Source organism: Martinezella sp. CNPSo 3964 (assembly GCF_057784375.1).
Genome location: NZ_JBXSOW010000011.1, coordinates 149,833 through 175,301 on the forward strand (window position 1 = coordinate 149,833; position 25,469 = coordinate 175,301).

The 25,469-nt window shown below is 60.8% G+C and carries 24 protein-coding genes and 1 tRNA gene; 6 read left to right on the forward strand and 19 right to left on the reverse strand.

The genetic code is table 11. The features are described 5' to 3' along the window. Positions 1-94: 94 nt before the first annotated feature. The 7 genes from AC13Q5_RS28060 to AC13Q5_RS28090 form a co-directional block, all read right to left on the reverse strand. Positions 95-1,576 carry a mannitol dehydrogenase family protein gene (locus AC13Q5_RS28060; RefSeq protein WP_488503908.1) on the reverse strand — a complete coding sequence of 494 codons (1,482 nt, stop codon included), beginning with the start codon at positions 1,574-1,576 and terminating at the stop codon, positions 95-97. 146 nt (positions 1,577-1,722) lie between these two features. Next, positions 1,723-2,727: an ABC transporter ATP-binding protein gene (locus AC13Q5_RS28065; protein WP_075851744.1), complete on the reverse strand. Its 1,005-nt coding sequence runs from the start codon at positions 2,725-2,727 to the stop codon at positions 1,723-1,725. A gap of 11 nt (positions 2,728-2,738) precedes the next feature. Beyond that, positions 2,739-3,581 carry a carbohydrate ABC transporter permease gene (locus AC13Q5_RS28070; RefSeq protein WP_075851745.1) on the reverse strand — a complete coding sequence of 281 codons (843 nt, stop codon included), beginning with the start codon at positions 3,579-3,581 and terminating at the stop codon, positions 2,739-2,741. Position 3,582: 1 nt separating this feature from the next. Beyond that, positions 3,583-4,455 carry a carbohydrate ABC transporter permease gene (locus AC13Q5_RS28075; RefSeq protein WP_075851746.1) on the reverse strand — a complete coding sequence of 291 codons (873 nt, stop codon included), beginning with the start codon at positions 4,453-4,455 and terminating at the stop codon, positions 3,583-3,585. A gap of 147 nt (positions 4,456-4,602) precedes the next feature. Continuing rightward, the gene (locus tag AC13Q5_RS28080) at positions 4,603-5,919 is read right to left on the reverse strand and encodes an ABC transporter substrate-binding protein (RefSeq protein WP_075851748.1); all 1,317 of its coding nucleotides are present in this window, start codon (positions 5,917-5,919) and stop codon (positions 4,603-4,605) included. A 146-nt stretch (positions 5,920-6,065) separates the two neighbouring features. Then, positions 6,066-7,019, reverse strand: a complete 954-nt coding sequence (locus tag AC13Q5_RS28085; protein ID WP_075851749.1) for a sugar-binding transcriptional regulator — start codon at positions 7,017-7,019, stop codon at positions 6,066-6,068. 73 nt (positions 7,020-7,092) lie between these two features. Beyond that, a complete protein-coding gene (locus tag AC13Q5_RS28090) occupies positions 7,093-7,548 on the reverse strand; it encodes an RbsD/FucU family protein (protein WP_457877955.1) in 456 nt (151 codons plus the stop codon). 222 nt (positions 7,549-7,770) lie between these two features. Between AC13Q5_RS28090 and AC13Q5_RS28095 the strand changes: the two genes are divergently transcribed. The 6 genes from AC13Q5_RS28095 to AC13Q5_RS28120 all read left to right on the forward strand — a co-directional run bounded on the left by AC13Q5_RS28095 (position 7,771) and on the right by AC13Q5_RS28120 (position 14,280). Beyond that, a complete protein-coding gene (locus AC13Q5_RS28095; RefSeq protein WP_075851751.1) occupies positions 7,771-8,430 on the forward strand; it encodes a response regulator in 660 nt (219 codons plus the stop codon). Beyond that, positions 8,427-9,779 carry an ATP-binding protein gene (locus AC13Q5_RS28100; protein ID WP_075851752.1) on the forward strand — a complete coding sequence of 451 codons (1,353 nt, stop codon included), beginning with the start codon at positions 8,427-8,429 and terminating at the stop codon, positions 9,777-9,779. Before AC13Q5_RS28095 ends, AC13Q5_RS28100 begins: the two co-directional genes overlap by 4 nt. A gap of 101 nt (positions 9,780-9,880) precedes the next feature. Continuing rightward, positions 9,881-10,807, forward strand: a complete 927-nt coding sequence (locus AC13Q5_RS28105; RefSeq protein WP_488503909.1) for an ROK family protein — start codon at positions 9,881-9,883, stop codon at positions 10,805-10,807. Continuing rightward, on the forward strand, positions 10,797-11,507 hold the full coding sequence (locus tag AC13Q5_RS28110; RefSeq protein ID WP_075851755.1) for a copper homeostasis protein CutC: 711 nt from the start codon (positions 10,797-10,799) through the stop codon (positions 11,505-11,507). The genes AC13Q5_RS28105 and AC13Q5_RS28110 overlap by 11 nt, the downstream gene beginning before the upstream one ends. A 240-nt stretch (positions 11,508-11,747) precedes the next feature. Beyond that, positions 11,748-12,632: a DUF6030 family protein gene (locus tag AC13Q5_RS28115; RefSeq protein WP_488503910.1), complete on the forward strand. Its 885-nt coding sequence runs from the start codon at positions 11,748-11,750 to the stop codon at positions 12,630-12,632. A 196-nt stretch (positions 12,633-12,828) separates the two neighbouring features. Then, positions 12,829-14,280, forward strand: coding sequence for a DHA2 family efflux MFS transporter permease subunit (locus AC13Q5_RS28120; RefSeq protein WP_488503946.1), 1,452 nt, complete (start codon positions 12,829-12,831; stop codon positions 14,278-14,280). Between the two features lie 74 nt (positions 14,281-14,354). Here AC13Q5_RS28120 and AC13Q5_RS28125 read toward each other — a convergent pair whose 3' ends face one another. From AC13Q5_RS28125 to murA, 12 genes are all read right to left on the reverse strand, one after another. Continuing rightward, positions 14,355-15,905 (reverse strand): SpoVR family protein, encoded by a 1,551-nt coding sequence (locus AC13Q5_RS28125; RefSeq protein WP_075851757.1) that lies wholly within the window; start codon positions 15,903-15,905, stop codon positions 14,355-14,357. Continuing rightward, entirely contained in the window at positions 15,905-17,176 is a 1,272-nt protein-coding gene (locus AC13Q5_RS28130; protein WP_075851758.1) for a YeaH/YhbH family protein, read from the reverse strand. The genes AC13Q5_RS28125 and AC13Q5_RS28130 overlap by 1 nt, the downstream gene beginning before the upstream one ends. An 18-nt stretch (positions 17,177-17,194) precedes the next feature. Further along, a complete protein-coding gene (locus AC13Q5_RS28135) occupies positions 17,195-19,141 on the reverse strand; it encodes a PrkA family serine protein kinase (RefSeq protein WP_075851759.1) in 1,947 nt (648 codons plus the stop codon). Positions 19,142-19,478: 337 nt separating this feature from the next. Continuing rightward, positions 19,479-19,554, reverse strand: a tRNA-Phe gene (locus tag AC13Q5_RS28140). 196 nt (positions 19,555-19,750) lie between these two features. After that, a complete protein-coding gene (gene yacG, locus AC13Q5_RS28145; RefSeq protein ID WP_075851761.1) occupies positions 19,751-19,966 on the reverse strand; it encodes a DNA gyrase inhibitor YacG in 216 nt (71 codons plus the stop codon). A gap of 5 nt (positions 19,967-19,971) precedes the next feature. Continuing rightward, positions 19,972-20,592, reverse strand: a complete 621-nt coding sequence (locus AC13Q5_RS28150) for a Maf-like protein (RefSeq protein ID WP_075851762.1) — start codon at positions 20,590-20,592, stop codon at positions 19,972-19,974. Positions 20,593-20,671: 79 nt separating this feature from the next. Next, complete coding sequence (gene infA / locus AC13Q5_RS28155) at positions 20,672-20,890, reverse strand: translation initiation factor IF-1 (RefSeq protein WP_004117876.1); 219 nt, start codon at positions 20,888-20,890, stop codon at positions 20,672-20,674. A gap of 143 nt (positions 20,891-21,033) precedes the next feature. Next, positions 21,034-21,516, reverse strand: coding sequence for an arsenate-mycothiol transferase ArsC (locus AC13Q5_RS28160; RefSeq protein ID WP_457877951.1), 483 nt, complete (start codon positions 21,514-21,516; stop codon positions 21,034-21,036). Between the two features lie 5 nt (positions 21,517-21,521). Beyond that, the gene (locus AC13Q5_RS28165) at positions 21,522-21,995 is read right to left on the reverse strand and encodes a UPF0262 family protein (RefSeq protein ID WP_457877950.1); all 474 of its coding nucleotides are present in this window, start codon (positions 21,993-21,995) and stop codon (positions 21,522-21,524) included. A gap of 3 nt (positions 21,996-21,998) precedes the next feature. After that, positions 21,999-23,297, reverse strand: a complete 1,299-nt coding sequence (gene hisD / locus AC13Q5_RS28170; RefSeq protein WP_488503911.1) for a histidinol dehydrogenase — start codon at positions 23,295-23,297, stop codon at positions 21,999-22,001. Between the two features lie 58 nt (positions 23,298-23,355). Next, positions 23,356-23,799 (reverse strand): DUF2948 family protein, encoded by a 444-nt coding sequence (locus AC13Q5_RS28175; protein ID WP_457877948.1) that lies wholly within the window; start codon positions 23,797-23,799, stop codon positions 23,356-23,358. Between the two features lie 233 nt (positions 23,800-24,032). Then, entirely contained in the window at positions 24,033-25,325 is a 1,293-nt protein-coding gene (gene murA / locus AC13Q5_RS28180; RefSeq protein WP_457877947.1) for a UDP-N-acetylglucosamine 1-carboxyvinyltransferase, read from the reverse strand. Positions 25,326-25,469 lie beyond the last annotated feature (144 nt).

Below are 25,469 nucleotides of genomic sequence, written 5' to 3' on the forward strand. Positions count from 1 at the left end.
GATCCAACCCGAATTCTGTTGTTGTCCCGCCGCCAGATTGACCGGCGCAGCAATGGAAAACGGCCGGAACAGGAGAAGTCCGGCCGTTCGAAAATTATTCCGCGAGTTTGTTGTCCAAGTATAGCTGCAGGGTGACGCGGGTACCCTTTTCCCACAGCGTTTTCAGTGCATGCGCGAAGCGCTTGCGGAAAAGATCCGATTTGGCGACATCGCCGAAGATGTCGTCGAAGACGAGGAAGGCATTCGGATCGTCCTTCGCCTTGAGAGCAGCTTCATGCAGCCGGTCAGCGCTGGCATCGTTGAAGACGATGTCCTTGCCGCTGTCGCTCTTGCCGGCGAAATAACGGCACCAGAGCGCCGAAACCAGAGCGAGGCCGATAATGTCCTCGCCACGGCGAAGACGATCGGCCGTCGACGGCAGGATGAATTTCGGCTGGCGGTTGGAGCCGTCCTGCGCCAGGCGCGGAATGGTGTCGGCGATCTTCGGATTGGCGAAGCGATGTTCGATCAGCTTGAAGTAATCGGCAAGCACCGTATTCGGCACGGGCGGAATGACGGGGATGATCTCGTCGTTTTCGAGCTTGGCGAGGAAGGCGCGGATCAGCGGCTCTTCCATGGCTTCGTGGACGAAATGAATGTCCATCAACGCCGCCGGATAGGCGATCGCCGCATGGCCGCCATTGAGGATGCGGATCTTCATGTGCTCATAGGGGGTGACGTCGGGCACGAAGGTGACACCGACCTTTTCAAGCGGCGGACGACCCGCCGGGAAATTGTCCTCCAGCACCCATTGCTTGAACTCTTCGCAATAGACCGGCCAGTTGTCTTCGATATCGAAAGCGTCCTTCAGGAGATCGATCTCGCGCGCGCCAGTTGCCGGCGTGATGCGGTCGACCATGCCGTTCGGGAAGGCGACGTTCGCGGCGATCCAATCGGCAAAGGCCGGGTCGGAAAGCTTTGCCGTGCCGACGACGGCGGCTTTGGTAACGCCGCCATTGTGGGGGATATTGTCGCAGGACATGACGGTGAAAGGCTGCAGGCCGGCAGCGCGGCGTGCCTTGAGGCCGGCGACGATCAGGCCGAACACCGTCTTCGGCGCATCCGGGTTCTGCCCATCGGCAACGATCGCCGGATGGGCGGGATTGAATTTGCCGGAGGCATCGATGAAGTAGCCGCCCTCGGTGATCGTCATCGAGACGATGCGGATCGTCGGGTCGGCGAGCTTGGCGATGATGGTCTTGGCATCGCCGACCGGCAGGATGTCGACCATCGGAGACGTGACGCGCGCGGCCGTGCGGTTGTTGTCCTGCTCGACCACCGTGGTCAGAAAATCCTGGGCGGCGAGCTTCTCGCGCATGGCCGCATCGGATGGCAGCACACCGGCACCGATGATCGCCCAGTCATGGGCTTCGCCGGTATTGAAAAGGTCATCGAGATAGATTGCCTGATGGGCGCGATGGAAATTGCCGACACCGAAATGCACGATGCCCGCCGAAAGCGACTTCCGGTCATAAGCAGGAATGGCCGCCGTTGCAGCCGCCTCCTGGAGAGTTGCGAGCGATAATTTGCACGTCATGTCTCTGGTCCTTCTGAAAGGTCTCTGGCTCCGGACGGTTGGGGGCCGCGCCGGCTGGTATGCTTGCCCGGCCAACGCAGATCGATGGACGCGAACCGGGACAGATGCGTCGGCCGTGCCCGCTCAAGCGCGCACGACCTTGGCTTCTAGGCTGAGATCGCCAGCCCTTCGGCGTTGAACCGGTGAATATGTGCCTTGTCCGGCGTCAGGTAGACGGTATCCCCGGCCCGGGCCGGAAAGTCGCCCGAACCGCGTGCCGTCACCGTGCCAATCCCGTCGACGTCGATATGGAGGAAGGTGTCGGAACCGAGATGCTCGGCAACCAGCACCTTGCCCTGCCAGTCGCCCGAGCTGGTCGACAGCAACGTGTGTTCCGGTCGTACGCCGATCGTGTCGCCGCCAAGGCTCTGCGCATAGGCGCCCTTGACGAAGTTCATCTTCGGCGAGCCGATGAAGCCGGCGACGAAGAGGTTGCGCGGGCTGCGGTAGAGCTCCAGCGGCGAGCCCACCTGCTCGATATTGCCGCGGTTGAGCACGACGATCTTGTCGGCCATGGTCATGGCCTCGACCTGGTCGTGCGTCACATAGACCATCGTCGTCTTCAGCTGCTGATGCAGCTCGCTGATCTCGAGACGCATGTTGACGCGCAGCGCCGCATCGAGGTTCGACAAGGGCTCGTCGAAGAGGAAGGCCGCCGGCTGGCGCACGATGGCGCGGCCGATGGCGACGCGCTGGCGCTGACCACCCGAGAGCTGGCGCGGCTTGCGTTCCAGATAATCGGTCAGGTTCAGGACGCGCGCGGCATCGGCAACCTTCTTGTCGATTTCGGCCTGTGGCATGTTCGCCATCTTCAGCGGAAAGGCGATGTTCTTGCGCACGCTCATATGCGGATAGAGCGCGTAGGACTGGAACACCATGGCAAGGCCGCGGTCGGATGGCTTCAGATTGGTGCCGTCCTTTCCATCGATGAGGATCTGTCCGCCGGAGACATCTTCGAGACCGGCGATCAGGCGCAGCAGCGTGGACTTGCCACAGCCCGACGGACCGACGAACACGACGAACTCGCCATTATCGATCTCAAGGTCGATGGACGGGATGACCTTGGCTTCGCCGAAGACCTTGGAGACCTGTTTGAGAACAATGCTACCCATGTTTCTCTTCCTTACTTAACCGCGCCGAAGGTCAGGCCGCGAACGAGTTGCTTCTGGCTGAACCAGCCGAGGATCAGGATCGGAGCGATCGCCATGGTCGATGCTGCCGAGAGCTTGGCATAGAACAGGCCCTCCGGACTGGAATAGGAGGCGATGAAGGTGCTCAGCGGCGCCGCGTCTACCGCGGAGAGGTTGAGCGTCCAGAAGGCCTCGTTCCAGGCGAGGATGATGTTGAGCAGCATCGTCGAGGCAAGGCCGGGGATCGCCATCGGCGTCAGCACGTAGATGATCTCCTTGGCGAGCGTCGCACCGTCCATCCGAGCGGCTTCGAGGATCTCGCCGGGGATTTCCTTGAAGTAGGTGTAGAGCATCCAGACGATGATCGGCAGGTTGATCAGCATCAGCACGACGACCATGCCCACGCGACTGGCGAACTGGTTGTTCAAAAGGCCAAAGCTCTGGAACAGCAGGTAGATCGGGATGAAGGCACCGACCGGCGGCATCATCTTGGTCGACAGCATCCACATCAGGACGTCCTTGGTCCGCTTGGTCGGCGAGAAGGCCATGGCCCAGGCGGCAGGCACCGCAACGAGCAGACCGAGAATGGTCGAACCGAAGGCGATGATGACCGAGTTGCCGAAGTGGAGGAAGTAATCCGAGCGCGACTGCACCTCGAAGTAGTTCTCCAGCGTCCAGTGGAAGAAGAGGAACTGCGGCGGCGAGGCGATGGCATCGCCTTCCGTCTTGAAGCTCGTCAGGATGGTCCACAGGATCGGGAAGAAGATGAGAATTGCCACGATCCAGGCGGCGATCGATACGACGATCTTGCGTTGCGTGGTGACTTTGCGTGCCATCTCAAGCCTCCAGATTCTTGCCGACCGCGCGCATCAGGAAGATAGCGACGATATTGGCGAGGATGACGGCGATGATGCCGCCCGCCGATGCGCCGCCGACGTCCTGCGACAGAACGATCTGCGAATAGACGAGATAAGTGAGGTTGGTCGTCGCCGTACCCGGACCGCCATTGGTGGTGACGAGGATCTCGGCGAAGGCCGACAGCATGAAGATCGTTTCGATCAGGATCACCACGGTGATGGCGCGCGCCAGATGCGGCAGGATGATGTGGATGAACTTCGAAACCGGTCCGGCGCCATCCATCTCGGCAGCTTCCTTCTGCTCCTCGTCCAGCGACTGCAGGGCCGTCAGCAGGATGAGTGTTGCGAAAGGCAGCCACTGCCAGGCGATGATGATGATGATCGACAGCAGTGGAACCGTCTCCAGCCAGGTCAGCGGATCAAGCCCGAAAAATTTGAAGAGATGCGCCAGAAGCCCGTTCACCGGGTTCATGAACATATGCTTCCAGATGAGGGCTGCGACCGTCGGCATCACGAAGAAGGGCGCAAGCACCAGCATGCGCACGATGCCCTGGCCGAAGATCGGCTGATCAAGAAGGAGAGCCAGTGCAATGCCGCCGACCACGGTAATCAGCAACGCACCGCCGACAAGCAGCAGCGTCACGATCAGCGAGCTCAGGAAGGCAGGGTCACTGATGAAATATTCGTAGTTGAGAAACCCGATGAAATCATGCGTGCCGGGGTTCAGCAGATTGTAGTTCAGCGTCGAGAAATAGATCGTCATCACGAGCGGGACGATCATCCACGCGAAGAGGAGCAGAACCGAAGGCGCCATCATGACGCGCGCGGTGGAACGGGTGTGCAACGTTGCCATGGCAAGTACCAACCTATCTTTCAAGCGGGAGAGGTGGCCGTGGACCGGCTGAAACGAAAAGGGCCGCCAAGGGCAGTTCGGCGCTCGGCGGCCTAGGGGAAAGCAGTGCTCGAGAGGGGGCGCTGCTTTCCTTAGCTTCGAAGGCCCTTACTTCGGATAGCCGGCCTTCGTCATTTCGCGGGTGGTCAGCTGCTGTGCGGCCTTGAGCGCCTGATCGACCGAGATCTGGCCGGCAAGCGCTGCCGAGAACTGCTGGCCGACAGCCGTGCCGATGCCCTGGAATTCAGGGATGGCGACGAACTGGACGCCGACATAGGGAACCGGCTTCACGGTCGGATGCGTCGGATCAGCGGAGTTGATCGAGTCAAGCGTCATCTTGGCGAAAGGCGCTGCCTTCTGGTAGTCCGCATTCGCGTAGAGCGAGGTACGGGTGCCGGGAGGTGCATTCAGCCAGCCTTCCTTCTGAGCAACAAGGTTGGTGTATTCCTTGCTGGTTGCCCAAGAGATGAACTTCTCAGCGGCTTCGGTCTTCTTCGAGGAAGCCGGGATGGCGAGGTTCCATGCCCAGAGCCAGTTGCCGCGCTTGCCGAGGCCCTTGTCCGGCGCCAGGGCGAAACCGACCTTGTCGGCGACCTTCGATTCTTTCGGATCGGAAACAAAGGAGGCTGCAACGGTGGCGTCGATCCACATGCCGCACTTGCCGGACTGGAACAGGGCCAGGTTCTCGTTGAAGCCGTTGGAGGAAGCGCCCGGAGGGCCGGCGTCCTTCATCAGCTTGACGTAGAAGTCGAGCGTGTCCTTCCATTCCGGCTGGTCGAACTGTGCCTTCCACTTCTCATCGAACCAGCGAGCGCCGAACGAATTCGACATCGCCGTCAGGAACGCCATGTTCTCGCCCCAGCCTGCCTTGCCGCGAAGGCAGATGCCGTAGACCTCATGGTCCTTGTCAGTGATCTTGCGGGCAGCATCAGCGATGAAGTCCCAGGTCGGCGCGTCCGGCATCTTCAGGCCGGCCTTGTCGAACAGGTCCTTGCGGTACATCACCATCGAGCTTTCGCCGTAGAACGGTGCCGCATAGAGCTTGCCGTCGGTCGTCAGACCGCTGCGAATGGCCGGGAGAAGGTCATCCACGTCATAGTTCTTGTCGGCGGAAAGCTTGTCGAGCGAGGCAAGCCAGCCGAGCTTGCTCCAGATCGGCACTTCATAGGTGCCGATGGTCAGCACGTCGTACTGGCCAGCCTTGGTAGCGATGTCGGTCGTAACCTTCTGACGCAATACGTTTTCTTCAAGCGTAACCCATTGCAGATCGATACCGGGGTTCTTGGCTTTGAAATCGTCCGTAAGCTTCTGCATACGGACCATGTCGCCGTTGTTGACCGTCGCAATCGTGAGGGTTTCGGCAGACGCCAGGCCGGCAAACATCAGAGCCGAGCAGGCGCCCAGCAGTAAAGTTTTCAATTTCATATCTTCCTCCCAGAAGATTAAAAATGAGCATTCGCTTTGCTCGTGGGCAATTACTCACTTGTTGCGACAAAATGTCAATGCAGATTCGTTGCTGCATTGCCGAGCAAGCAACCTATCTCTTTGTTTCTATGGGTTAAATTTTTTGCTCAAACCTTGAGCAAAAATTCGGCAACTGCCTCGTCAGTGATCAAACCATTGATCTGCTGTCCGACTACTGCAGCCTTGATCGCCTGGAACTTGCGTCGTCCCTTGGCGATTCCGATGACCGTGCACGTGTCTCGTGACGGCAAGGGCGCACTGGCGACGCGCTCGTTGACATCGTCGGGCATGAGCCTGCCATTGCCGTCGAAGACCCAGCCGCAGATTTCGCCGGCGGCACCCCGATCCATCAAGGCCAGCATTTCGTCCCGTTCGAGAAAGCCGTCGAGACAGAGCGGCGCTTCCACGCCCATCTCGCCGATGCCGACAAAGGTCACATTGGCCTGTGCGCTGATATCGAGCGTCGAGCGCACCAGCGCCTGCGCGTGCAGCAATTCACGTTCTTCGGCTGACGACACCAGCACCGGCAGCGGCATCGGAAAATGCCGCGCCTTGATGACGTCGGCCATGCTGAAGATGACGTTGTAATAGGCGGCCGAACCGTCGGGACCGATATTGCCCGTCAGCGACACCACACGATGCTGCAGACACTCGATGGCCGGCAGCTGATCGACCGCAGCCTTCAGTGTGCGGCCCGTGCCGATCGCCAGCACGATCGGGTCGGCTCGCCGCAGCCAGCGCTCGATTTCGGCTGCCCCCGCTTCGGCAATACCGATCGTGGAAGAGGTGCTGTCCGGATCGCTCGGCACGATATCGACATGGCGCAGATTGAACTTCTTCTTGAGCTCCGCCGCATATTCCAGGCACGCGGCGATCGGGTGATCCAGCCGCACCTTGATCAGCCGTTCGGCGACGGCCAACGACACCAGCCGCTGCGCCGACTGGCGGGATATTCCCATCGCGACGGCGATTTCGTCCTGCGTCCGGCCGGCGACGTAGTAGAGCCATCCGGCCCGCGCCGCATCGTCAAGCCGCCCTTGGGAATCCAGCTTCTTCGCCATCGCCTTCCTTTACCGAAACAGCGCCCTTGCCCGGGATGATCCGGACTATCCGTGCCGGGTCATTCAGTCCGGATCACTCAGCTTCTGGCGGGATGACACCCTTGGTCAAGGTGAAACAACCGTAGAAGCGGCGCTCGCCGGTCTGAATAACGCAAAAGGCATCCTTGGCGCGCTCGTAGAAGGCAAAACGCTCGACGGGTGAGAGCGGCCAATGTTTGCCCTCGGCCTTGTCGATCGCAGCCTGAACCTCACGCTGAACCGACGGCACCTCGTTCGGCGCGCCCACAACTTCCATGCGCGTCGCCGCATCGTCGATGAAGGTATCGAGAGGCATCAGCGACAATATCGCGGCAACCGCATCGGCAGCGGACACATTATCGATGCGCAGCAGTTCGCCCAGAACAGTCTGGCTCGCGATGGCCTCCGCCGGGAAATTCGTGTCGACGACGACAAGCATGTCGCCATGCCCCATCGATTTCAGCGCATAGAGCACGTCCGCATTCAATAGCGGCGAAATTCCCTTCAGCATGACCGAGGCCCTCCGATAGCCTATGGCGGCCATCCCGGGCCGCTTCGTTCTCCGCGCAAACAAGTAACCATCGCGTTCCTGTCTGTCCATAGGCGCCGGGAACGTTTTCGGCGGGTGGCCGAGCCATGAACTGTGTATCCAGCCACGGCTTATTTCAGCCGTTATTGACCCGATAGGTTCGTCGGCATTAACTGAAGTACGTTCAACGGTTGAGAGGTGCAGGTGCGCATTCTTGTGGTGGAGGACGACGAGACGATCGGCGGCGCGGTTCGCGACCATATCGCGGCGGGGCCTCATGCCGTGGATTGGGTCAAGAACCTGACCGATGCAGAGGAGGTCACCCGTGCCGTGCAATACGGCCTCATCCTGCTGGATCTGCAACTTCCGGACGGCAGCGGCATCGATTTCTTGAAACGGCTGCGCCGCAAGCCCGACGAAACGCCCGTCATCATCCTGACCGCGCGCGACCAGATCTCTGACCGCATTGAAGGTCTGAACAGCGGCGCCGACGATTATCTCGTCAAGCCGTTCAACCTTGGCGAACTTACTGCCCGTATCCTGGCAGTCGCCCGGCGCTATGCCGGCAGCCCCCAGCCGACACTTCGCTTTGACGACCTCGAAATCGACCAGCCGCAGCGCCGCGTCAAGCTCGCCGGCAAGGATGTGATTTTGACGGGACGCGAATGGGCCGTACTCGACCTGCTGATAACCCGGCCGGGCGCCATCGTATCGAAGGACAAGATAGAGGAAGCGCTCTATGCCTTCGGCTCCGAAATCGAGAGCAATACGGTGGAAGTCTACGTCAGCCGCCTGCGCAAGAAGATCGGCAAGGACCGCATAAGGACGGCCCGCGGCGTCGGCTATTGCCTGGGTGAACGATGACCGAAGGCAAGCAGCCCAGCCGTGCCAGCATCACCCGGCGTCTGATTACCGCGCTGACCGGCACCGTCGTCGTCTTCTGGCTGATTGCGGTCGGCATCGGCGTCTATGTCGTCAACAAGGAACTCTCCGAGACCTTCGACGGTGCATTGCAGGAAACCGCTGAGCGTCTGCTGCCGCTGGTGCTCGACGATCTCGCCAACCGCGACCATTCCGGCGATCCGCAGAGCCTGGAAGAACTCAACAGGGGGCTGAACCGCGAATATCTGACCTATCAGGTGCTCGATGCGAACGGCAAGGTCATCCTGCATTCCCACGATGCTCCGGCGACCGCCTATGACGTGCCGCTGAAGATCGGCTTCCATAACACCCCACGATACCGGATCTATACCGAATCCTCGGCCGACGGGACGATCTTCCTGCATGTCGCCGATGCCTTCAAGAATCGCCGCGAGGCATCGCGCGAAAGCGGTGTCGCTCTGCTCTGGCCGCTGCTGGCGCTCATTCCCGCCAGCATCATTGCCATCGGCATCATCGTTGGTCGATCGCTGCGGCCGATCGACCGTCTGCGCTCCGAGATCGCCACCAAGGACGGCGGCAACATGGCGCCGCTCGTGAGCGAGACGCTGCCGCTCGAGCTCCAGCCGATCGCTCGCTCCGTCAACCTGCTGCTGGAGCGCCTTCGCCTGGCCCTGGAAGCCGAACGCGAATTCACCGCCAACAGTGCCCATGAGCTGCGCACCCCGATTGCGGGCGCTCTGGCCCAGACGCAGCGGCTGATCGCCGAACTGCCGCAGGGGCAATTGACGGAACGCGCCGGCCGCATCGAGACGTCGCTTTCCAATCTCGGCCGGCTGGCGGAAAAACTGCTGCAGCTTTCCCGCGCCCAGGCCGGCATCGGCACGGGTGACAAGCCCACCGACCTCGTGACCATCATCGAAACAGTCATCGGCGACTACGACCGCGATACCGGCACGGCGGGCCGCGTCTTTCTGGAGAACGAAACAGCGGAGAAGCTGATCCGCAATGTCGATATCGATGCCTTTGCGATTGTCATGCGCAATCTTATCGAGAACGCGTTGATCCACGGCCCGACGGATGACGAGGTGACGGTCAGCGTCGACGACCGCACTGTCCGCGTCATCAATGGCGGCGCGGTGCTTTCCGCGAACGAACTTGCCGGCCTGAAGAAGCGTTTCTGGCGCGGCAAGACGAAAGCGGCGGGCTCCGGCCTGGGACTTTCGATCGTCGAGCGCATCGTCGGCCAGATCGGCGGGCACCTCGATCTGCTGTCGCCGGCGACCGGAAGGACCGATGGCTTCGAAGCCAGGATCACCCTGCCCTCCGCTTGACGGCACTTCGCCGGCGGCGGTTGATCCTAAAGAGGATTAACCTTGCAAAGACCGGCAAAGGGTGCGAGCAAGTGCGCCATGTTTCCAGCAGGTCGGTATCCATGATCGTTTCCTTCGACATCGGCGGCAGCGCCATCAAAGGCGGTATCGCCCGCTCCATGACGGATATCGTACCGCTGGCACGGCGCCCGACGCCGAGGCATGATTTCGCCGAATTCGTCGCTGCCTTGCGCGAGGTGATTGCCGAAGCCGGTGAGAGGCCGGATTGCCTCTCCTTCTCCATCGCCGGCGTTGTCGATCCCGATACGCAGGCGCTCACCTGCGCCAATATTCCCTGCATTCATGGTCGGCATCTTGCCGCCGATCTGGAAGCGGAGCTCGGCTATCCCGTGTTGATCGCCAATGATGCCGATTGCTTCGCCATGGCGGAAGCCATGTCCGGCGCGGGCCGTGGCCATCGCATCGTCTTCGGCGCTATTCTCGGTACCGGCGTCGGCGGCGGTCTCGTCGCGGATGGCCGGCTGGTCAACGCCGCCGGCGGCTTTGCAGGGGAATGGGGCCACGGCCCCATCATCGCCTCTTTTGCCGGCAATCCGCCGGTCGCCATTCCCGCCTATGCCTGCGGTTGCGGCCAGAAGGGCTGCGTCGACACCGTCGGCGGGGCGCGCGGCATCGAACGCCTGCACAAGACGCTCCATGGACTGGAACTCTCCAGCGAAGAGATCATCAGCCAGTGGCTGAAAGGCGAAGACCGCACCGAACGCACGATCGAGGTCATGGTAGATCTGGTCGCCTCGCCCCTCGCGCTCACGATCAACATAACCGGTGCAACCATCGTGCCGGTCGGCGGCGGCCTTTCCAACGTCGAACCGCTCCTGGCACGTCTGGATGAAGCGGTGCGCACCCGCATCCTGCGCAAGTTCGGCCGGCCGCTCGTCGTGCCCAGTGAGTGCAAGCTTGAACCAGGCCTCATCGGCGCCGCCCTGTTGGGCCTGCAATATGCCGGAGAACACACCCATGCTGCTTGAGGTCTGTGTCGAGGACATTGCCGGCCTCAAGGCGGCCATCGAGGGCGGCGGCGATCGCATCGAGCTTTGCAGCGCGCTTCCTCTTGGCGGATTGACGCCGAGTGCCGGACTGATGGCCGCCGCGGCGAGGATGCCTGTCCCGGCCTATGCCATTGTCCGCCCGCGTGCCGGCAGCTTCGTCTACTCGGGCGATGAACTTGACATCATGAAGCGTGACATCGATGCGGCACGGGCCGCCGGGCTGCCGGGCGTCGTACTCGGCGCCTCCCTGCCGGACGGCCGACTGGATATTGACGCTCTCGCCGCCCTCGCCGCCCAAGCGGAAGGTCTCGGCAAGACATTGCACCGCGCCTTCGATCTCGTGCCCGACGTCGAGGAAGCGGTCGATGCCGCGATCTCCCTCGGCTTCGAGCGCATCCTGACGTCCGGCGGCGCAAGGACTGCGGCCGAAGGCGTTGCCATGCTCGAGCAGGCGATTGCCTCAGCCGCCGGCCGCATCTCCATCATGCCTGGTTCCGGCGTGACGCTGGCGACGGTCGGCCAGCTTTGGCCGCGCCTGGAGATCAGCGAGATCCATGCCTCCTGCTCCGCAACCGTCTCGGAGACGGATGAGCGCGTCATTGCCCTTGGCTTCTCGACACCGTCGGTCCGCCGCACGGATGCCGCCACCGTCAGGGCACTCAAGGCATATTTCGACTAGGGCAGACTGCATCATTATGGGCGCGACACCGCGACAAAGACGTGCAAAAAGCCAGAAGCCCGAAACGGAGAAACCGGTTGCGGGGGATCGTGATGCGCCTTGGGCAACATCATGAATTGACAAAGAAACATTAGAATGATCAATCGTTCATAAACGCATATGCTGTAGCCATGGATAGGCTGCGCAACATACAGTTATTGCAGCAAGCGTGTTTCCTCGGGAGTAGCTGTGATCTGAATCATGTCGGTGGCGCCACCTCGCAAGAAAAGCAGGGCTGTCTTTTGGATTGCAGCTGTTGTCATCGGTTCGATCATCCTGGCGACCGCGCTCCTTGCCAACGATATGCGCAATCTGAGAGCGCTGGATAGTCGCTATCATCTCAATCTCTTCCCGAAGCCGGAGCAGCACACAGCAGCGCCCGCCGCACCTGTACAGGAACAACAACAACCAGCCCATACGGCCGAGCCTCCGGCAGCGCCGACGACGACGTCAGCCCCAGCAGCCAGGAACGTCCGCGTCAAGCCGGCAAGTGTCACTGCAAAGCCGCCCGTCAAGAAAAGATCCCATCTGCTCGACGAACCCGTCGATGCACTTCTGAGCGCCTTCGTACGCAGCTGGCGTATATCCGGCGAGACGCTTTGTGCCGACCTTGCGAAGTTCGGCCTATCCGTCGGGGAGTGGCGACAGAGCGAATTGGGCACCGGCACCTCCGAATGCAGCTATGCCATCCAGAAGGGCGCCTATGGCGATGCAAACGCAGCCTCCTTCTTCATCATCGCTCGGGGCAAACCATCAGGCGAACTCGAGACCATCCGCATCAAGGTCATCATGCCCGACAATGCCGATGGCAAGGCGATTGCCGGCACCTTCGTCGATACCGTGGTGCTCCTGCTGAACGAGACGCACTGGCTGGATTTCCAGGCAGCACTCGATGCGATCGGTGGGCTGCGGGACGTGACGCTACAGGCTTTCGGCGCCAAGCTCGCCTTCTTCAAGGAATTCCAGAGCAACAACAGTTTCAATCTTCAGCTGGAATTACGCAGAACGGCGCCGGAGCAGATCCGCACGGCGATCGTCTTCGACAAGGCGCGCTGGACACTGCCCTCCCCCGCCTCGACCAACTAGTTCCGACATCCAGGGGCTTGGTTTTTGTTGCACCGCGCCATGGATGGTGCTCATATAGGCGACGATTCCGAAGGTCGGCGGATCACCGGCCGCCAGCACCATGTTTCCCGAGAGCACGAGGCGGTTTCCGAAGGGATTCATGCAAATCGTCAAACGCGCCGGTCCCCAGCCGGACGTTGGAAAGCCATTTCATTTCATGGATTCGATAGATCCCAATCCGCAAGGCCAGACTTTTGCGGTCGAACGCAACCCTCGCCTGCGCTACATCATCCCCGCCGTGGTCGCCGTCGCCTTCCTGATGGAACAGCTGGATTCGACCATCCTCATCACCGCCGTTCCCGATATCGCCAAGAGCCTCGACACGACGCCGGTCCGCATGAATCTGGCTGTCACGACCTATATTCTGACGCTCGCCATGTTCATTCCGGTGAGCGGCTGGTTCGCGGATCGCTTCGGCGCGCGGCGCATCTTCGCGCTTTCCCTCTTCATCTTCACGATCGGCTCTATCCTGTGCGGCCTTGCAACCAGCCTGCCCATGCTGATCGCCACCCGCGCGCTGCAGGGCTTCGGCGGCGCGATGATGACGCCGGTCGGGCGCCTCATTCTCATCCGCAGTTTCCCGCGCAGCCAGCTGGTTACGGCCATGACCTATATGACCCTGCCCGCCGTCATCGGGCCGGTGATCGGGCCTGTGCTCGGCGGCTTTCTGACGACCTATCTTTCCTGGCGCTGGATCTTCTGGGTAAATCTGCCCTTCGGCCTGATCGGCATGGCCATGGCGCTGCGCTATGTCGAGGACACCGAGCGCGACGAGACGATCAAATTCGATTTCCCGGGCTTTATCATGGTTGGCCTCGGCTGCGTGCTGCTGCAGTACGGGATCGAGAATATCGGCCGCCCGACGATTCCGGTCTGGGCGATTTTTCTCACACTCGCCGCCGCGGGACTGCTGCTGATCGGCTTCATCCGTTATGCAAGAACGGCGGAATCGCCGGCCGTGGATCTCACCCTCTTCAAACTGCGCACCTTTCGTATCGGCACGCTTGCCGGCGGCGTCTGTCGTGTCGGCCTGAACGGCGTGCCCTTCCTGCTGCCTCTGATGCTGCAGGTAGGCTTCGGCTTGAGCCCGATCGTCTCGGGCACGCTGACCTTCGTCAGCGCCTTGAGCGCCCTTGCCGTGCGGCCGGTCTCGGCAAAACTGCTGAAGCTCTATGGCTTCGACCGGATGCTCACCTGGAGCGCCGTGTTCGGCGCCGCCGTCGTCGCGGGCTTCGCATTGATTACGCCGGATACGCCGCACTGGTTCATCATCGTCTATGTCTTCATCTTCGGACTGGCACGTGCCGGACAATTCATGACGTCAAACACCCTGTCCTATTCCGACACGCCAGCCGCCCAGCTCAGCCGTGCGACGAGCCTCGGCGGCATGCTGCAGCAATTGAGCGTCAGCTTCGGTATCTCCGTTGCCGCGATGCTGCTCGATCTGGTGACGCTGGATGGATCGCCACTGACACCAGAGAAATTCCATCTGGCCTTCCTGCTGATGGCGGTCATCCCGCTGCTCGGCATACCCGGCTTCCTCAAGCTGCAGCCGGAAGACGGCGCACAGGTAAGCGGCCATCAGCGACAACCGAAAAAGCAGTCTTAGCGCGTGATGCCGAAAAGTGTAGGCGGCTTTCGGAAGACATCACGCTCTACTTCTTTGATGCTAGAGCGGAGCGCTTACGCCGCAAGTGCCGAAGCGCGTGGATGAACGAGGTGATCGCGAAGCACCGCGCCGGAGCGGTCGACTTCCTGCATCAGCACGTCGTAGCTCCAGAGATCGGCCAGGTGCTGCAACACGCGCTTAGCATCCATATCGTCGAGCATCGCGCCATTCAGCACGGTGTGCTTGACCAGTAGCCGCCGGTCGCCGGCAAGATCGACATCGACGATCTCGATATGCGGATCGATCCAGCCGACATCATATTGCCGCGACAGCTCGCGTCGGATGCGCCGGTAGCCGCGCTCGTCATGAATGGCAGCGACCCTCAGCCCCTCTTCCTCCTCCGGATCGTCCGTCAGCTGGAACATGCGCATCTTGCGCATCAGGTGCGGACTGAGGAACTGCGCTACAAAGCTCTCGTCACGATAATTCGCCCAGAGGTCACGCAGCACCGCCATCGCATCGCCGGTGCCGGCAATCTCGGGGAACCACTGGCGATCCTCCTCTTCCGGCTTCGTCACGATGCGTTCGATATCCTGCATCATGGCAAAACCGATCGCATAAGGGTTAAGGCCGGAATAGCGGGGATCGTTGAAGGTCGGCTGGAAAACCACATTGGTATGCGATTTCAGGAATTCCAGGAAATCGCCGTCGCCAATGCCGCCAAGCTCGTGCAGCCGCGTCATGATGCGATAGTGCACATAGGTCGCCGTGCCCTCGTTCATCACCTTGGTCTGGCTCTGCGGATAGAAATACTGCGCCACATGCCGCACGATGCGGATGATTTCGCGCTGCCAGGGCTTCAGACGCGGCGCCATCTTTTCCAGGAAATAGAGGATGTTCTCCTGCGGCAGACCGGCCAGCGAGCGTCGCCGCTCCAAGTCGAGATCGAGGGTCTTCTTGCCATGTCCGGTCGGAACCGTGCGCCAGAGATCGTTGAAGATCTTCTCATCATATTCGCGCCGCTCGCGCTCACGCTTCTCCTCGTCGCGCAGGTCCGGCGTCTTCTTGCCGGCATAGCGATGAACCCCATGCGACATCAGTGCATGCGCGGCATCCAGCGTACGCTCGACGGCGGCGTGGCCATAGCGCTCCTCGCAGCGCGCGATATAGCTCTTGGCGAAATTAAGGTAGTCGAGAATGCCTTCGGCATCGGTCCAGAGCTTGAAGAGGTAATTGTTCTTGAAGAAGTGATTGTGGCCAAAGGCGGCATGGGCGATGACCAGCGCCTGCATCGTCGCGCTATTCTCCTCCATCAGATAGGAGATGCAGGGCGAACTGTTGATGACGATCTCATAGGCAAGCCCACGGAGGCCCTTGCGGTAGAAAGCCTCATGATGAGCGAAGTGCTTGCCGAAGGACCAATGCTTGTAAAAGAGCGGCATGCCGATCGAGGAATAGACGTCGAGCATCTGCTCGGCGGTGATGATCTCGATCTGGTTGGGATAAACGTCGAGGCCAAGCTCGTTGATGGCGATCTTCTCGCAGGCATCGTGAATTCGCTGTATGGTGGTGAAATCCCAGTCCGCACCGTCGAAAAGCCGCTCCATCGATGCCTTTTTCGCCATCATCCGCTCCTTGTTTCCGCCGTCCGGCGCTGGAAGAGATCGTGGAAGACCGGATAGATCTGGCTGCGATCGCTGACACGCCGCATGGAAAGCACTGGCCAGCCCGCCTGCATCCGCTCGTAGAGCGACCAGATCGCCGAACCGGACGAAATCGCAACGCTGCGCGATTCCCCCACTTCGAGATAGGCGAAATACTGGCAGACCGGCAGGATCTCGCTCGTCATCAGCGCTGCCGTCGTCGCATTGTCGGAATAGGCATTGTCGCCGTCCGACGCCTGCGCCGCATAGATATTCCAGTCGGATGCCGGGAAGCGGTCGCGCACGATCCGCCGCATGGCCTCGAGCGCGCTCGAAACCTGGGTCCCGCCGGTCGCCGGGCTACGGAAGAAGGTCTCCTCGTCCACCTCTTCCGCCACATCAGTATGCCGGATGAAGACGATCTCGACGCGGCGATACTGCCGGGTCAGGAAGATGTAGAGCAGCATGTAGAAGCGCTTGGCGAGATCCTTCATGTGCTCCGTCATCGAGCCGGAGACGTCCATCAGGCAGAACATGACAGCCTGGGCCACCGGCTTCGGTTCATTCTCGAAGCGGCGATAGCGTATGTCGATCGGATCGATATAGGGAATGCGCCGGACCTTCGATTCCAGCCGCTTGATCTCGTCTTCGAGCTGTGCCCGGCGCTTCTCGTCGGTGCACTCCTCCGCCTCCTCGATGAGCTTTTCGACCGTCTCCGGTTTCGGACGATGCAGCGCGACGCGACGCATCATGGCGAGCCGCATCGTGCGATTGATGGCGAGATTGGCGGGTGATCCCGTCACCGAATAGCCTGAACGCACCGGATTAATCTGGTCGGCCGACATCAGGCGGCGCTTGGCAAGATCGGGCAATTCGAGATCGTCGAGGAAGAGATCGAGGAACTCGTCCCGCGTCAGGATGAAGCGGAAGGCATCCTCGCCGGATCCATCGCCGCCGGCGCGGGATTTGCCGCTACCGCCTTCGGGCCGCGGCAGAATATCACCTTCGATGAAGTCTTTGTTACCGGGAAGAATATGTTCCTTCAGCCCTTCCGGGCCGCGATGGAACCGAGGCTCCTCGGTTCCATCTAGGGGAATGCTGATTTCGCCACCCTTCAGAATGTCCTGAATGTCGCGATTTTGAGAGGATTCATAGACCGCTCTCTGCACCAGCGCTTTTGCTCTTCGCAAAAATCGTTGACGATTTTCTAGACTTTTTCCGCCTGGGTTCAGGCGTCTGTCAACAATGTGCATTCCTTCTTCCTTGGTGGCTCATCCCGCCTGTTTCACACGCATGTACCATTCCACAAGCCGCCGGACTTGACGCTCGGTATAGCCCCGCGCGACCATCCGTTCGACGAATTCACCATGTTTCTTCTCCGTCTCGCCATCCTTCTTGGATCCGAACGAGATGACGGGCAGAAGGTCCTCGACCTGGGAGAACATCCGCTTTTCGATGACCTCGCGGATCTTCTCGTAACTGGTCCAGGACGGATTCTTGCCGCCATGGCTCGCCCGTGCCCGCAGGCAGAACTTGACGACCTCGTTGCGGAAATCCTTCGGGTTGGCGATACCAGCCGGCTTTTCGATCTTTGTGAGTTCCTGATTCAGAAGCTCGCGGTCGAGAAGCTGGCCCGTGTCGGGATCCTTGAAGTCCACATCCTCGATCCAGGCGTCAGCATAGTCGACATAGCGATCGAAAAGGTTCTGGCCATAATCCGCATAGGATTCCAGATAGGCTTTCTGGATCTCGTTGCCGATGAACTCCGCATAGCGCGGCCCCAGTTCGCTCTTGATGAATTCGATATAGAGCTTCTCGGTTTCAAGCGGCAGCTGTTCCCGGCGGATCGCCTGCTCCAGCATGTACATCAGATGCACCGGATCGGCGCCGACCTCAGTCGTGTCGTAGTTGAAGGTCGCCGCCAGCACCTTGAAGGCAAAACGGGTGGAAGCTCCGTCCATGCCTTCGTCGACACCGGCCGAGTCGCGATATTCCTGCACGCTGCGCGCTCTCGGATCGGTCTCCTTGAGGCTCTCGCCGTCATAGACCCGAAGCTTGGAGAAGGCGGTCGAATTCTCGTGCTTGGAAAGCCGCGTCAGAACCGTGAAGCGGGCGAGCGTCTCCAGGGTCGACGGCGCGCAGGGCGCGTCGCTGAGTTCGGATTCCTCGATCAGCTTCTCGTAGATCTTCTGCTCTTCGGTGACCCGCAGGCAATAAGGCACCTTCACGACACAGATGCGGTCGATGAATGCCTCATTGTTTTTGTTGGCCTTGAATGTCTGCCATTCCGACTCGTTTGAGTGAGCTAGTATGATGCCCGAGAAGGGTATTGCACCGATGTTTTCCGTACCGATGTAATTGCCTTCCTGCGTCGCCGTCAGCAGCGGGTGCAGCATCTTGATCGGCGCCTTGAACATTTCGACGAATTCGAGAATGCCCTGATTGGCGCGGTTCAATGCACCGGAGTAGCTGTAGGCATCCGGATCGTTCTGCGCGAGACTTTCGAGCTTGCGGATATCCACCTTGCCGACCAGCGAGGAGATGTCCTGGTTGTTCTCGTCGCCCGGTTCCGTCTTGGCGACGGCAATTTGCCGCAATCTTGAGGGTTGCAGCCTGACGACGCGGAAGCGCGAGATATCGCCTTCGAACTCTTCCAGCCGCTTCAGGCACCAAGGGCTCATGAGCCCGGTCAGACGCCGGCGGGGAATGCCGTAGCGCTCCTCGATCATCGGCCCCATGGTGACCGGATCGAACAGACTGAGCGGACTTTCAAAGACCGGGCTCAGCTCGTTGCCAGCCTTGAGGACATAGATGGGATGGACTTCCATCAATGATTTCAATCGCTCAGCAAGCGATGACTTGCCGCCGCCGACAGGCCCGAGCAGATAGAGGATCTGCTTGCGCTCCTCCAGCCCCTGGGCCGCATGGCGGAAGAAGGCGACGATGCGTTCGATCGTCTCTTCCATGCCGAAAAAGCCCGAAAAAGCTGGATAAGTCCGGATGGTCCGGTTCATGAAGATACGCCCAAGCCTAGTGTCCTTGGCCGTATCGATCAGCAGCGGTTCACCCATGGCTGCCAGTAGCCGCTCCGCCGCATTGGCGTACATGAGCGGGTCATCCCGGCACGCTTCCAGGTATTCAGAGAATGACATCTCGACTTCGCGCCGTGCTTCAAAAGTACGGGCGAACGTGTTGAACAGAACATCGTTGTTTAACATGGCGCCTCGGTTAGCTTGCTATTGCAATAAACGCCGGCTTTTACGAGATCACTTTATCCCGCTGTATCTAAAGTGCGGTATGACTCGCTTCGAATCAATAGGTGATCTGTCAATAATTCGTACGCTTGATTCCAAATGTCATCAATATCTTGATGGGGTCATGCACCGAATTAATGAAACGCAACCTTAGGATTGTTGCGACCACGCAACACACGCTATTGGTTACACAACCTCCGCCGACGCGTCAGCCGCGTATTCTTGCAAATACACGATCTCGGCGAAGAATTGGTCGAAGCCAGCGTCAGGCTTCATTGTCCGCATGAATGGGGAGAAAAGATGGTGCCCAGAGCCGGAATCGAACCAGCGACACGCGGATTTTCAATCCGCTGCTCTACCAACTGAGCTATCTGGGCATCCGAGCTTCGCGTCAAAGGAAGAGCCTTGAGAGGCGCTGGGCGGTTGGTTCGCCCCGGAAGCGAGCGGGGTTATAGCATCTTGTTCGGCCATGTCCAGCCGCAAATGACTCTTTTTTGACAGGAAATCGAATTTTGCCAATTCGCGAACAAAATGAAAGGCTTCGCGAGACAGAGCCCCTCTGGAAAAGCACATTCAGTCCTGATCCGAGCCGTCGGCCTTCGTCTCATCCTCGGTGACGGGGATGGCATAGGAGCCATTGAGCCACCGCGAGAGATCGACGGAGCGGCAGCGATCCGAGCAGAATGGATAGTGTTCACGCAATGAAGGACGGCCGCATTCCGGACAGGGACGCGTCTTGCGCAGCGGCTCGACCTTCGAACCGACCTTGATCTCTTCAGCCTTCGTCATGAGCTTTATCCTTCCTGCCATCCGGCGTGGACATCGAATCCTTCGCCTGCGAGCAGCAGCATGGTCTCATAAAGCGGCAATCCGACGACGTTGGTGTAGGAGCCGACGAGCTTCTGCACGAAGGAGCCGGCAAGGCCCTGAATGCCATAAGCGCCCGCCTTGCCGCGCCATTGGCCGGAGGCGAGATACATTTCGATATCGCGGCCGGAAAGCCGCTTGAAACGCACCTTGGTTTCCACGACCTTCTGACGGGCCTTGCGATCCGGCGTAATCAGGCAGATGCCGGTATAGACGACATGGCCGCGGCCGGAGAGCAGATGCAGAGCCGCAGCCGCCTCATCGACGAACTCCGCCTTCGGCAGGATGCGCCGTCCGACGGCGACGACCGTATCGGCCGAAAGGATATAGCTCCCCTGCCAGGCGGCATCGCTCTTGATCGCCGCGAATGCCGCATCGCCCTTCTCGGCCGAAAGCCGCCGCGCCAGCGAGCGCGGATGCTCCGATTTTTTCGGCGTCTCGTCGATATCCATCGGCATGAGACGCGCGGGCTCGATGCCTGACTGGTGCAGGAGCTCAACGCGACGCGGCGATCCGGAGGCCAGTATCAGCTTGTGTTTCAACGCCATCAGACCTCGACCTGTCATGCGGGAATGAGAACCGGCTTTAGAGCATGACCGACGATCGGCAGCTCCAACGAGCGGCTGATTACTTGAAACGGTAGGTGATGCGGCCCTTGGTCAGGTCGTAAGGGGTCATTTCCACCAGCACCTTGTCGCCGGCCAGAACGCGGATGCGGTTCTTGCGCATGCGGCCCGCGGTGTGGGCAATGATCTCGTGCTCGTTTTCCAGCTTCACGCGAAAGGTCGCGTTCGGCAGGAGTTCGGTGACGACACCGGGAAATTCGAGGACTTCTTCTTTCGGCATTAAAGCTTCTTTTCCTGTCGGTTGGGACCGGCGCCCATGCCAAAAAAGCGGGGGTCGCCGGAAATTTGCGCGGAAACTACACAATCATCGCGGTTTTGTGAACCTCGTTGATAAGGGTTTCTGCATTTGTTTCATTCGCAGCTCTAAAGCGAGCCGCGATGTTCCACCAGCCTGCTCTCGATCAGGCCGAGAAGATAGTCCCTCACGCCACGATAGGCGTCCAGAACCTGCTCGCGTGTTCCGTCCGTCGCGGAAGGGTCCATCGTCGGCCAATAGATGACATCGACGGCGTTCGCCCGCGTCAATTCAAGGGCGGCATGATGCGCCTCGGGAGACAGCGTGATGATGACATCGAAGAAATCATCCTCCAGCTCTTCGAGGGTCTGCGGCTGGCGGCGGCCGAGCGAAAGTCCGATTTCACCAAGGACGACATCGACGAAGGGATTGCGCTCGCCGGCCCGCACGCCCGCCGAGGCGATATAGGTGCCCTGCGGCAGCATGCTGCGGGCCATCGCCTCGGCCATGGGCGAGCGGATGGCGTTCAGCCCGCACATGAAGAGGATGGCGCCGGGGGATTTGCCCCCGGGCGACCTGCCATTGTGCTCGATCGCCTGCGGCTCGTCCATATCAGTCACCCGCGCCAGTGGAGCACGCAGACGAGCGTGAAAAGCCGGCGCGCCGTATCGAAATCCACGGTGATCTTGCCGTTCAGCCGGTCCATCAATGTCTGGGAGCCTTCGTTGTGGATGCCGCGCCGGCCCATGTCGATTGCTTCGATGCGGCTGGGGGTGGCCGAGCGGATCGCCTCGTAATAGCTCTCGCAGATCATGAAATAGTCCTTCACGATGCGGCGGAACGGGGTCAGCGACAGAATATGGGTGGCGACGACGCCACCGTCTTCCGTGCGGATGTCGAAGACCAGCTTCTGCTCGACCAGCGACAGGTTGAGCAGATAAGGGCCGCCTTGGTGACCTGCGGGCTCGAAGCTGTTTTCCTCGATCAGGTCGAAGATGGCGACGGCGCGCTCATGCTCGACATCGGGCGTCGAGCGGCCGATCGTGTCATCCAGGACCACATCGCTCAGCCGGAAGACGCCCTTGGCCATGCCTTACCCCTCGAGATTGAGGCGGATCGCGACCGATCGCGCATGTGCATCCAGCCCCTCGGAATTGGCAAGCGCGATTGCGGCCGGCCCGAGTGCGCGAAGCTGCTCCGACCCCAGCCGGAGAATAGACGTGCGCTTGACGAAATCCAGCACGGAAAGCCCGGAGGAAAAGCGCGCGGAGCGCGCCGTCGGCAACACATGGTTCGAACCGCCGACATAGTCGCCGATCACCTCCGGCGTATGACGGCCGACGAAGATCGCGCCGGCATTGCGCACGCCTGAAAGCAGCGGCTCGGGATCATCGACCGCAAGTTCGAGGTGCTCGGCCGCGATGCGGTTGGCGAGCGGAATGGCTTGTCTCAGGTCCGAAACCAGGATGACCGCGCCGAAATCCCGCCAGCTCGTTGCCGCCGTCTGCGCGCGGCTGAGCTGCTTCAGCTGCCGCTCGACCGCCGCGTCCACGGCCTTGCCGAATTCGGCATCGTCGGTAATGAGGATCGATTGCGCGCTTTCGTCATGCTCGGCCTGGGCGAGCAGATCGGCGGCGATCCAGTCCGGATCGTTGTTCTTGTCGGCGATGACGAGCACTTCCGACGGGCCGGCGATCATGTCGATGCCGACGGTGCCGAAGACCTGACGCTTGGCCGCGGCCACATAGGCATTGCCGGGGCCGGTGATCTTGTAGACCGGCTGGATCGTCTCGGTGCCATAGGCGAGCGCCGCAATCGCCTGCGCGCCGCCGATGCGGTAGATTTCCTCGACGCCGGCCATGCGGGCCGCCGCAAGCACGGCCGGATTGACGGCACCGCCTGTGGCCGGCACGACGATGACGATGCGGTCGACACCGGCGACCTTGGCCGGCACGGCATTCATCAGCACCGAGCTGGGGTAGCTCGCCGTGCCGCCCGGCACATAGAGGCCGACGGCCTCGATTGCCGTCCAGCGCGACCCCAGCCCGACGCCGAGATCGTCCTCATAGATATCGTCCTTCGGCAGCTGCCGGCGGTGATGCGATTCGATGCGGGTGGCGGCAACCTTCAGCGCGCCAAGCACTTCGGCCGGAACCGCCTCGATCGCCGCGTCGATTTCGGCTTCGCTGACGCGCATCGGCGTCACGGCGAAATCGACGCCGTCGAACTTTTTGGAGTATTCCGCAAGGGCGGCATCGCCGCGCGCGCGCACATCATCGATAATGCCGCGTACGACGGCATTCACATCCTCGGACACTTCCCGCTTGGTCGTCAGGAATGCGGCGAACTGCTGCTCGAACCCTTCCGACGCCTGATCCAGCCAGATAGCCAAAACTGATATTCCCTTCCATCGGGGCCGCCGTCAGCGGCCAAATGCAACCGTTACAAGCCTATTCGCCGGCGTCCGGATGTCGAGGCTTATGGGCCGTTTCCCATGCACCGCCGATATCCGCAAGCTGAGCCTCGATACATTCGACATCGAGCGCGATCGTGGCATTGGCGGCAAGAGCAAGCTCGATCGTGCCGTCTGGCCCGTCGCCCCTCTGGTCGAAGCGGATGGCGAGCAGCGACAGCACTTCATCGCGGTTGCGCCGGTCGATGCCGTTCGAACGCACGGCCTGCACGCGCTTGAACACCAGCGCGGAACGATGGCGTTCGTAAGGCTTGCTGCGCTGATCCGATTGCTCCCAGACGAAACGGTTGGCTGCGAGCGAAAACTGCTCCTGCTTCGGCGCAAAGGACATGTCGCCGACCTTGAAGACGCTATCCTGCATATAGGCAGAGATGACATCCAGGTCATCGGTGTCGAGTGCCATTAGCTTGAGATCGCTCATTCGTCCTTTATCCCTAATCGCGCCATCAGAACGCCCGGCAAGCACGATTGCCGAGGTTTCTTCATTCTGGACATAAAATGCGAGCGCAAAAGACGCAACCGAAGAAAACGGGCTTGCCCACTCTCTTGGCGTCATCTGACGGAATTGAGACATGCCCGACAAAATTCTGTCGCGGCTTTGCGACAGCGGCATGCGCAAAACTTCGGATTAATTCCGCGATATCGCGACGCGCTTTAGTCGCTGATGCGCTCGACGACGGCGCCGCAGCGCGTCAGCTTGTCTTCCAGCCGCTCGAAGCCGCGATCGAGGTGATAGATACGCGAAACCAGCGTCTCGCCCTCCGCGGCAAGGCCGGCGATGACGAGCGAGACGGAGGCGCGAAGGTCGGTCGCCATAACCGGCGCGCCCTTCAGCTTCTGCACGCCCTCGACCCGGGCCGTCTGGCCTGACAGAGAGATCTTCGCGCCGAGGCGGGCAAGCTCCTGCACGTGCATGAAGCGATTTTCGAAGATGGTCTCGGTGATATGCGAGACGCCCGAGGAGCGGGTCATCAGCGCCATGAACTGCGCCTGCAGGTCGGTCGGGAAGCCTGGGAACGGATCGGTGACGACGTCGACCGGCTGGATGCCGCCGCCATTGCGCATGACGCGGATGCCGTTGTTGGTCGGCGAAATAACAGCACCGGCGCGGCGCAGGCTTTCGAGCGCGGTGTCGAGCAGCGCGACATCGGTATTTTCGAGCGTGACGTCGCCGCCGGCCATGGCGACGGCCATGGCATAGGTGCCGGTCTCGATACGGTCGGGCAGCACGCGGTGGCGAGCGCCGGAGAGCGAGGTGACGCCCTCGATGGTGATCGTGCTGGTGCCGGCGCCGGAAATCTTGGCGCCCATGGCGATCAGGCAATTGGCGAGATCGACGATCTCGGGCTCGCGGGCCGCATTGCCGATAATCGTGGTGCCGCGGGCAAGCGTCGCGGCCATCATCAGCACATGCGTCGCGCCGACGGAAACCTTCGGGAAGTCATAACGCGCGCCGACGAGGCCGCCCTTCGGCGCGGTGGCGTTGATATAGCCGGCGTCGATTTCCATGGTGGCGCCGAGCGCCTGCAGGCCTTCGATGAAGAGATCGACCGGGCGCGTGCCGATGGCGCAGCCGCCGGGCAGCGACACGCGCGCCTGGCCCTCGCGGGCGAGCAGCGGCCCGATGACCCAGAAGCTCGCGCGCATCTTGGCGACGAGCTCGTAAGGTGCTGTCGTATCGACGATGGTGCGGCAGGTGAAATGGATCGTGCGGGAATAGCCGTCTTCCTGGCGCTCGCGCCGGCCGTTGACGGCGACATCGACGCCGTGATTGCCGAGGATGCGCATCAGGAGCTCGACATCGGCCAGATGCGGCACGTTTTCGAGCGTCAGCGTGTCGCTGGTCAGAAGCGAGGCGATCATCAGCGGCAGGGCGGCATTCTTGGCGCCGGAGATCGGAATGATACCGTTAAGCTCATTGCCGCCGACAATCCTGATACGATCCATATAAGCAATACGGGCGAGGCCCGCCTTTCCTGATAGTCCCGGGCGCCTTGAAGTCGCGGGCGCCAGGTTTCGTGCACCTGGTAAAACGCGCTCTTTAGACGAAATAGATTAACGCATCAATTCGTTTGATGATGGACGACATCA

Coding starts and splice junctions, on each gene's coding strand:
- AC13Q5_RS28120 (WP_488503946.1), top strand. CDS start 12,829: ATGGATTCGATAGATCCCAATCCGCAAGGCCAGACTTTTGCGGTCGAA.
- AC13Q5_RS28165 (WP_457877950.1), bottom strand. CDS start 21,995: ATGGCCAAGGGCGTCTTCCGGCTGAGCGATGTGGTCCTGGATGACACG.
- murA (WP_457877947.1), bottom strand. CDS start 25,325: ATGGATCGTATCAGGATTGTCGGCGGCAATGAGCTTAACGGTATCATT.
- AC13Q5_RS28060 (WP_488503908.1), bottom strand. CDS start 1,576: ATGACGTGCAAATTATCGCTCGCAACTCTCCAGGAGGCGGCTGCAACG.
- AC13Q5_RS28175 (WP_457877948.1), bottom strand. CDS start 23,799: ATGAGCGATCTCAAGCTAATGGCACTCGACACCGATGACCTGGATGTC.
- AC13Q5_RS28160 (WP_457877951.1), bottom strand. CDS start 21,516: ATGGACGAGCCGCAGGCGATCGAGCACAATGGCAGGTCGCCCGGGGGC.
- AC13Q5_RS28065 (WP_075851744.1), bottom strand. CDS start 2,727: ATGGGTAGCATTGTTCTCAAACAGGTCTCCAAGGTCTTCGGCGAAGCC.
- AC13Q5_RS28100 (WP_075851752.1), top strand. CDS start 8,427: ATGACCGAAGGCAAGCAGCCCAGCCGTGCCAGCATCACCCGGCGTCTG.
- AC13Q5_RS28090 (WP_457877955.1), bottom strand. CDS start 7,548: ATGCTGAAGGGAATTTCGCCGCTATTGAATGCGGACGTGCTCTATGCG.
- AC13Q5_RS28125 (WP_075851757.1), bottom strand. CDS start 15,905: ATGGCGAAAAAGGCATCGATGGAGCGGCTTTTCGACGGTGCGGACTGG.
- AC13Q5_RS28085 (WP_075851749.1), bottom strand. CDS start 7,019: ATGGCGAAGAAGCTGGATTCCCAAGGGCGGCTTGACGATGCGGCGCGG.
- AC13Q5_RS28110 (WP_075851755.1), top strand. CDS start 10,797: ATGCTGCTTGAGGTCTGTGTCGAGGACATTGCCGGCCTCAAGGCGGCC.
- infA (WP_004117876.1), bottom strand. CDS start 20,890: ATGCCGAAAGAAGAAGTCCTCGAATTTCCCGGTGTCGTCACCGAACTC.
- yacG (WP_075851761.1), bottom strand. CDS start 19,966: ATGACGAAGGCTGAAGAGATCAAGGTCGGTTCGAAGGTCGAGCCGCTG.
- AC13Q5_RS28130 (WP_075851758.1), bottom strand. CDS start 17,176: ATGCACATTGTTGACAGACGCCTGAACCCAGGCGGAAAAAGTCTAGAA.
- AC13Q5_RS28150 (WP_075851762.1), bottom strand. CDS start 20,592: ATGGCGTTGAAACACAAGCTGATACTGGCCTCCGGATCGCCGCGTCGC.
- AC13Q5_RS28135 (WP_075851759.1), bottom strand. CDS start 19,141: ATGTTAAACAACGATGTTCTGTTCAACACGTTCGCCCGTACTTTTGAA.
- AC13Q5_RS28075 (WP_075851746.1), bottom strand. CDS start 4,455: ATGGCAACGTTGCACACCCGTTCCACCGCGCGCGTCATGATGGCGCCT.
- AC13Q5_RS28105 (WP_488503909.1), top strand. CDS start 9,881: ATGATCGTTTCCTTCGACATCGGCGGCAGCGCCATCAAAGGCGGTATC.
- AC13Q5_RS28115 (WP_488503910.1), top strand. CDS start 11,748: ATGTCGGTGGCGCCACCTCGCAAGAAAAGCAGGGCTGTCTTTTGGATT.
- AC13Q5_RS28070 (WP_075851745.1), bottom strand. CDS start 3,581: ATGGCACGCAAAGTCACCACGCAACGCAAGATCGTCGTATCGATCGCC.
- AC13Q5_RS28080 (WP_075851748.1), bottom strand. CDS start 5,919: ATGAAATTGAAAACTTTACTGCTGGGCGCCTGCTCGGCTCTGATGTTT.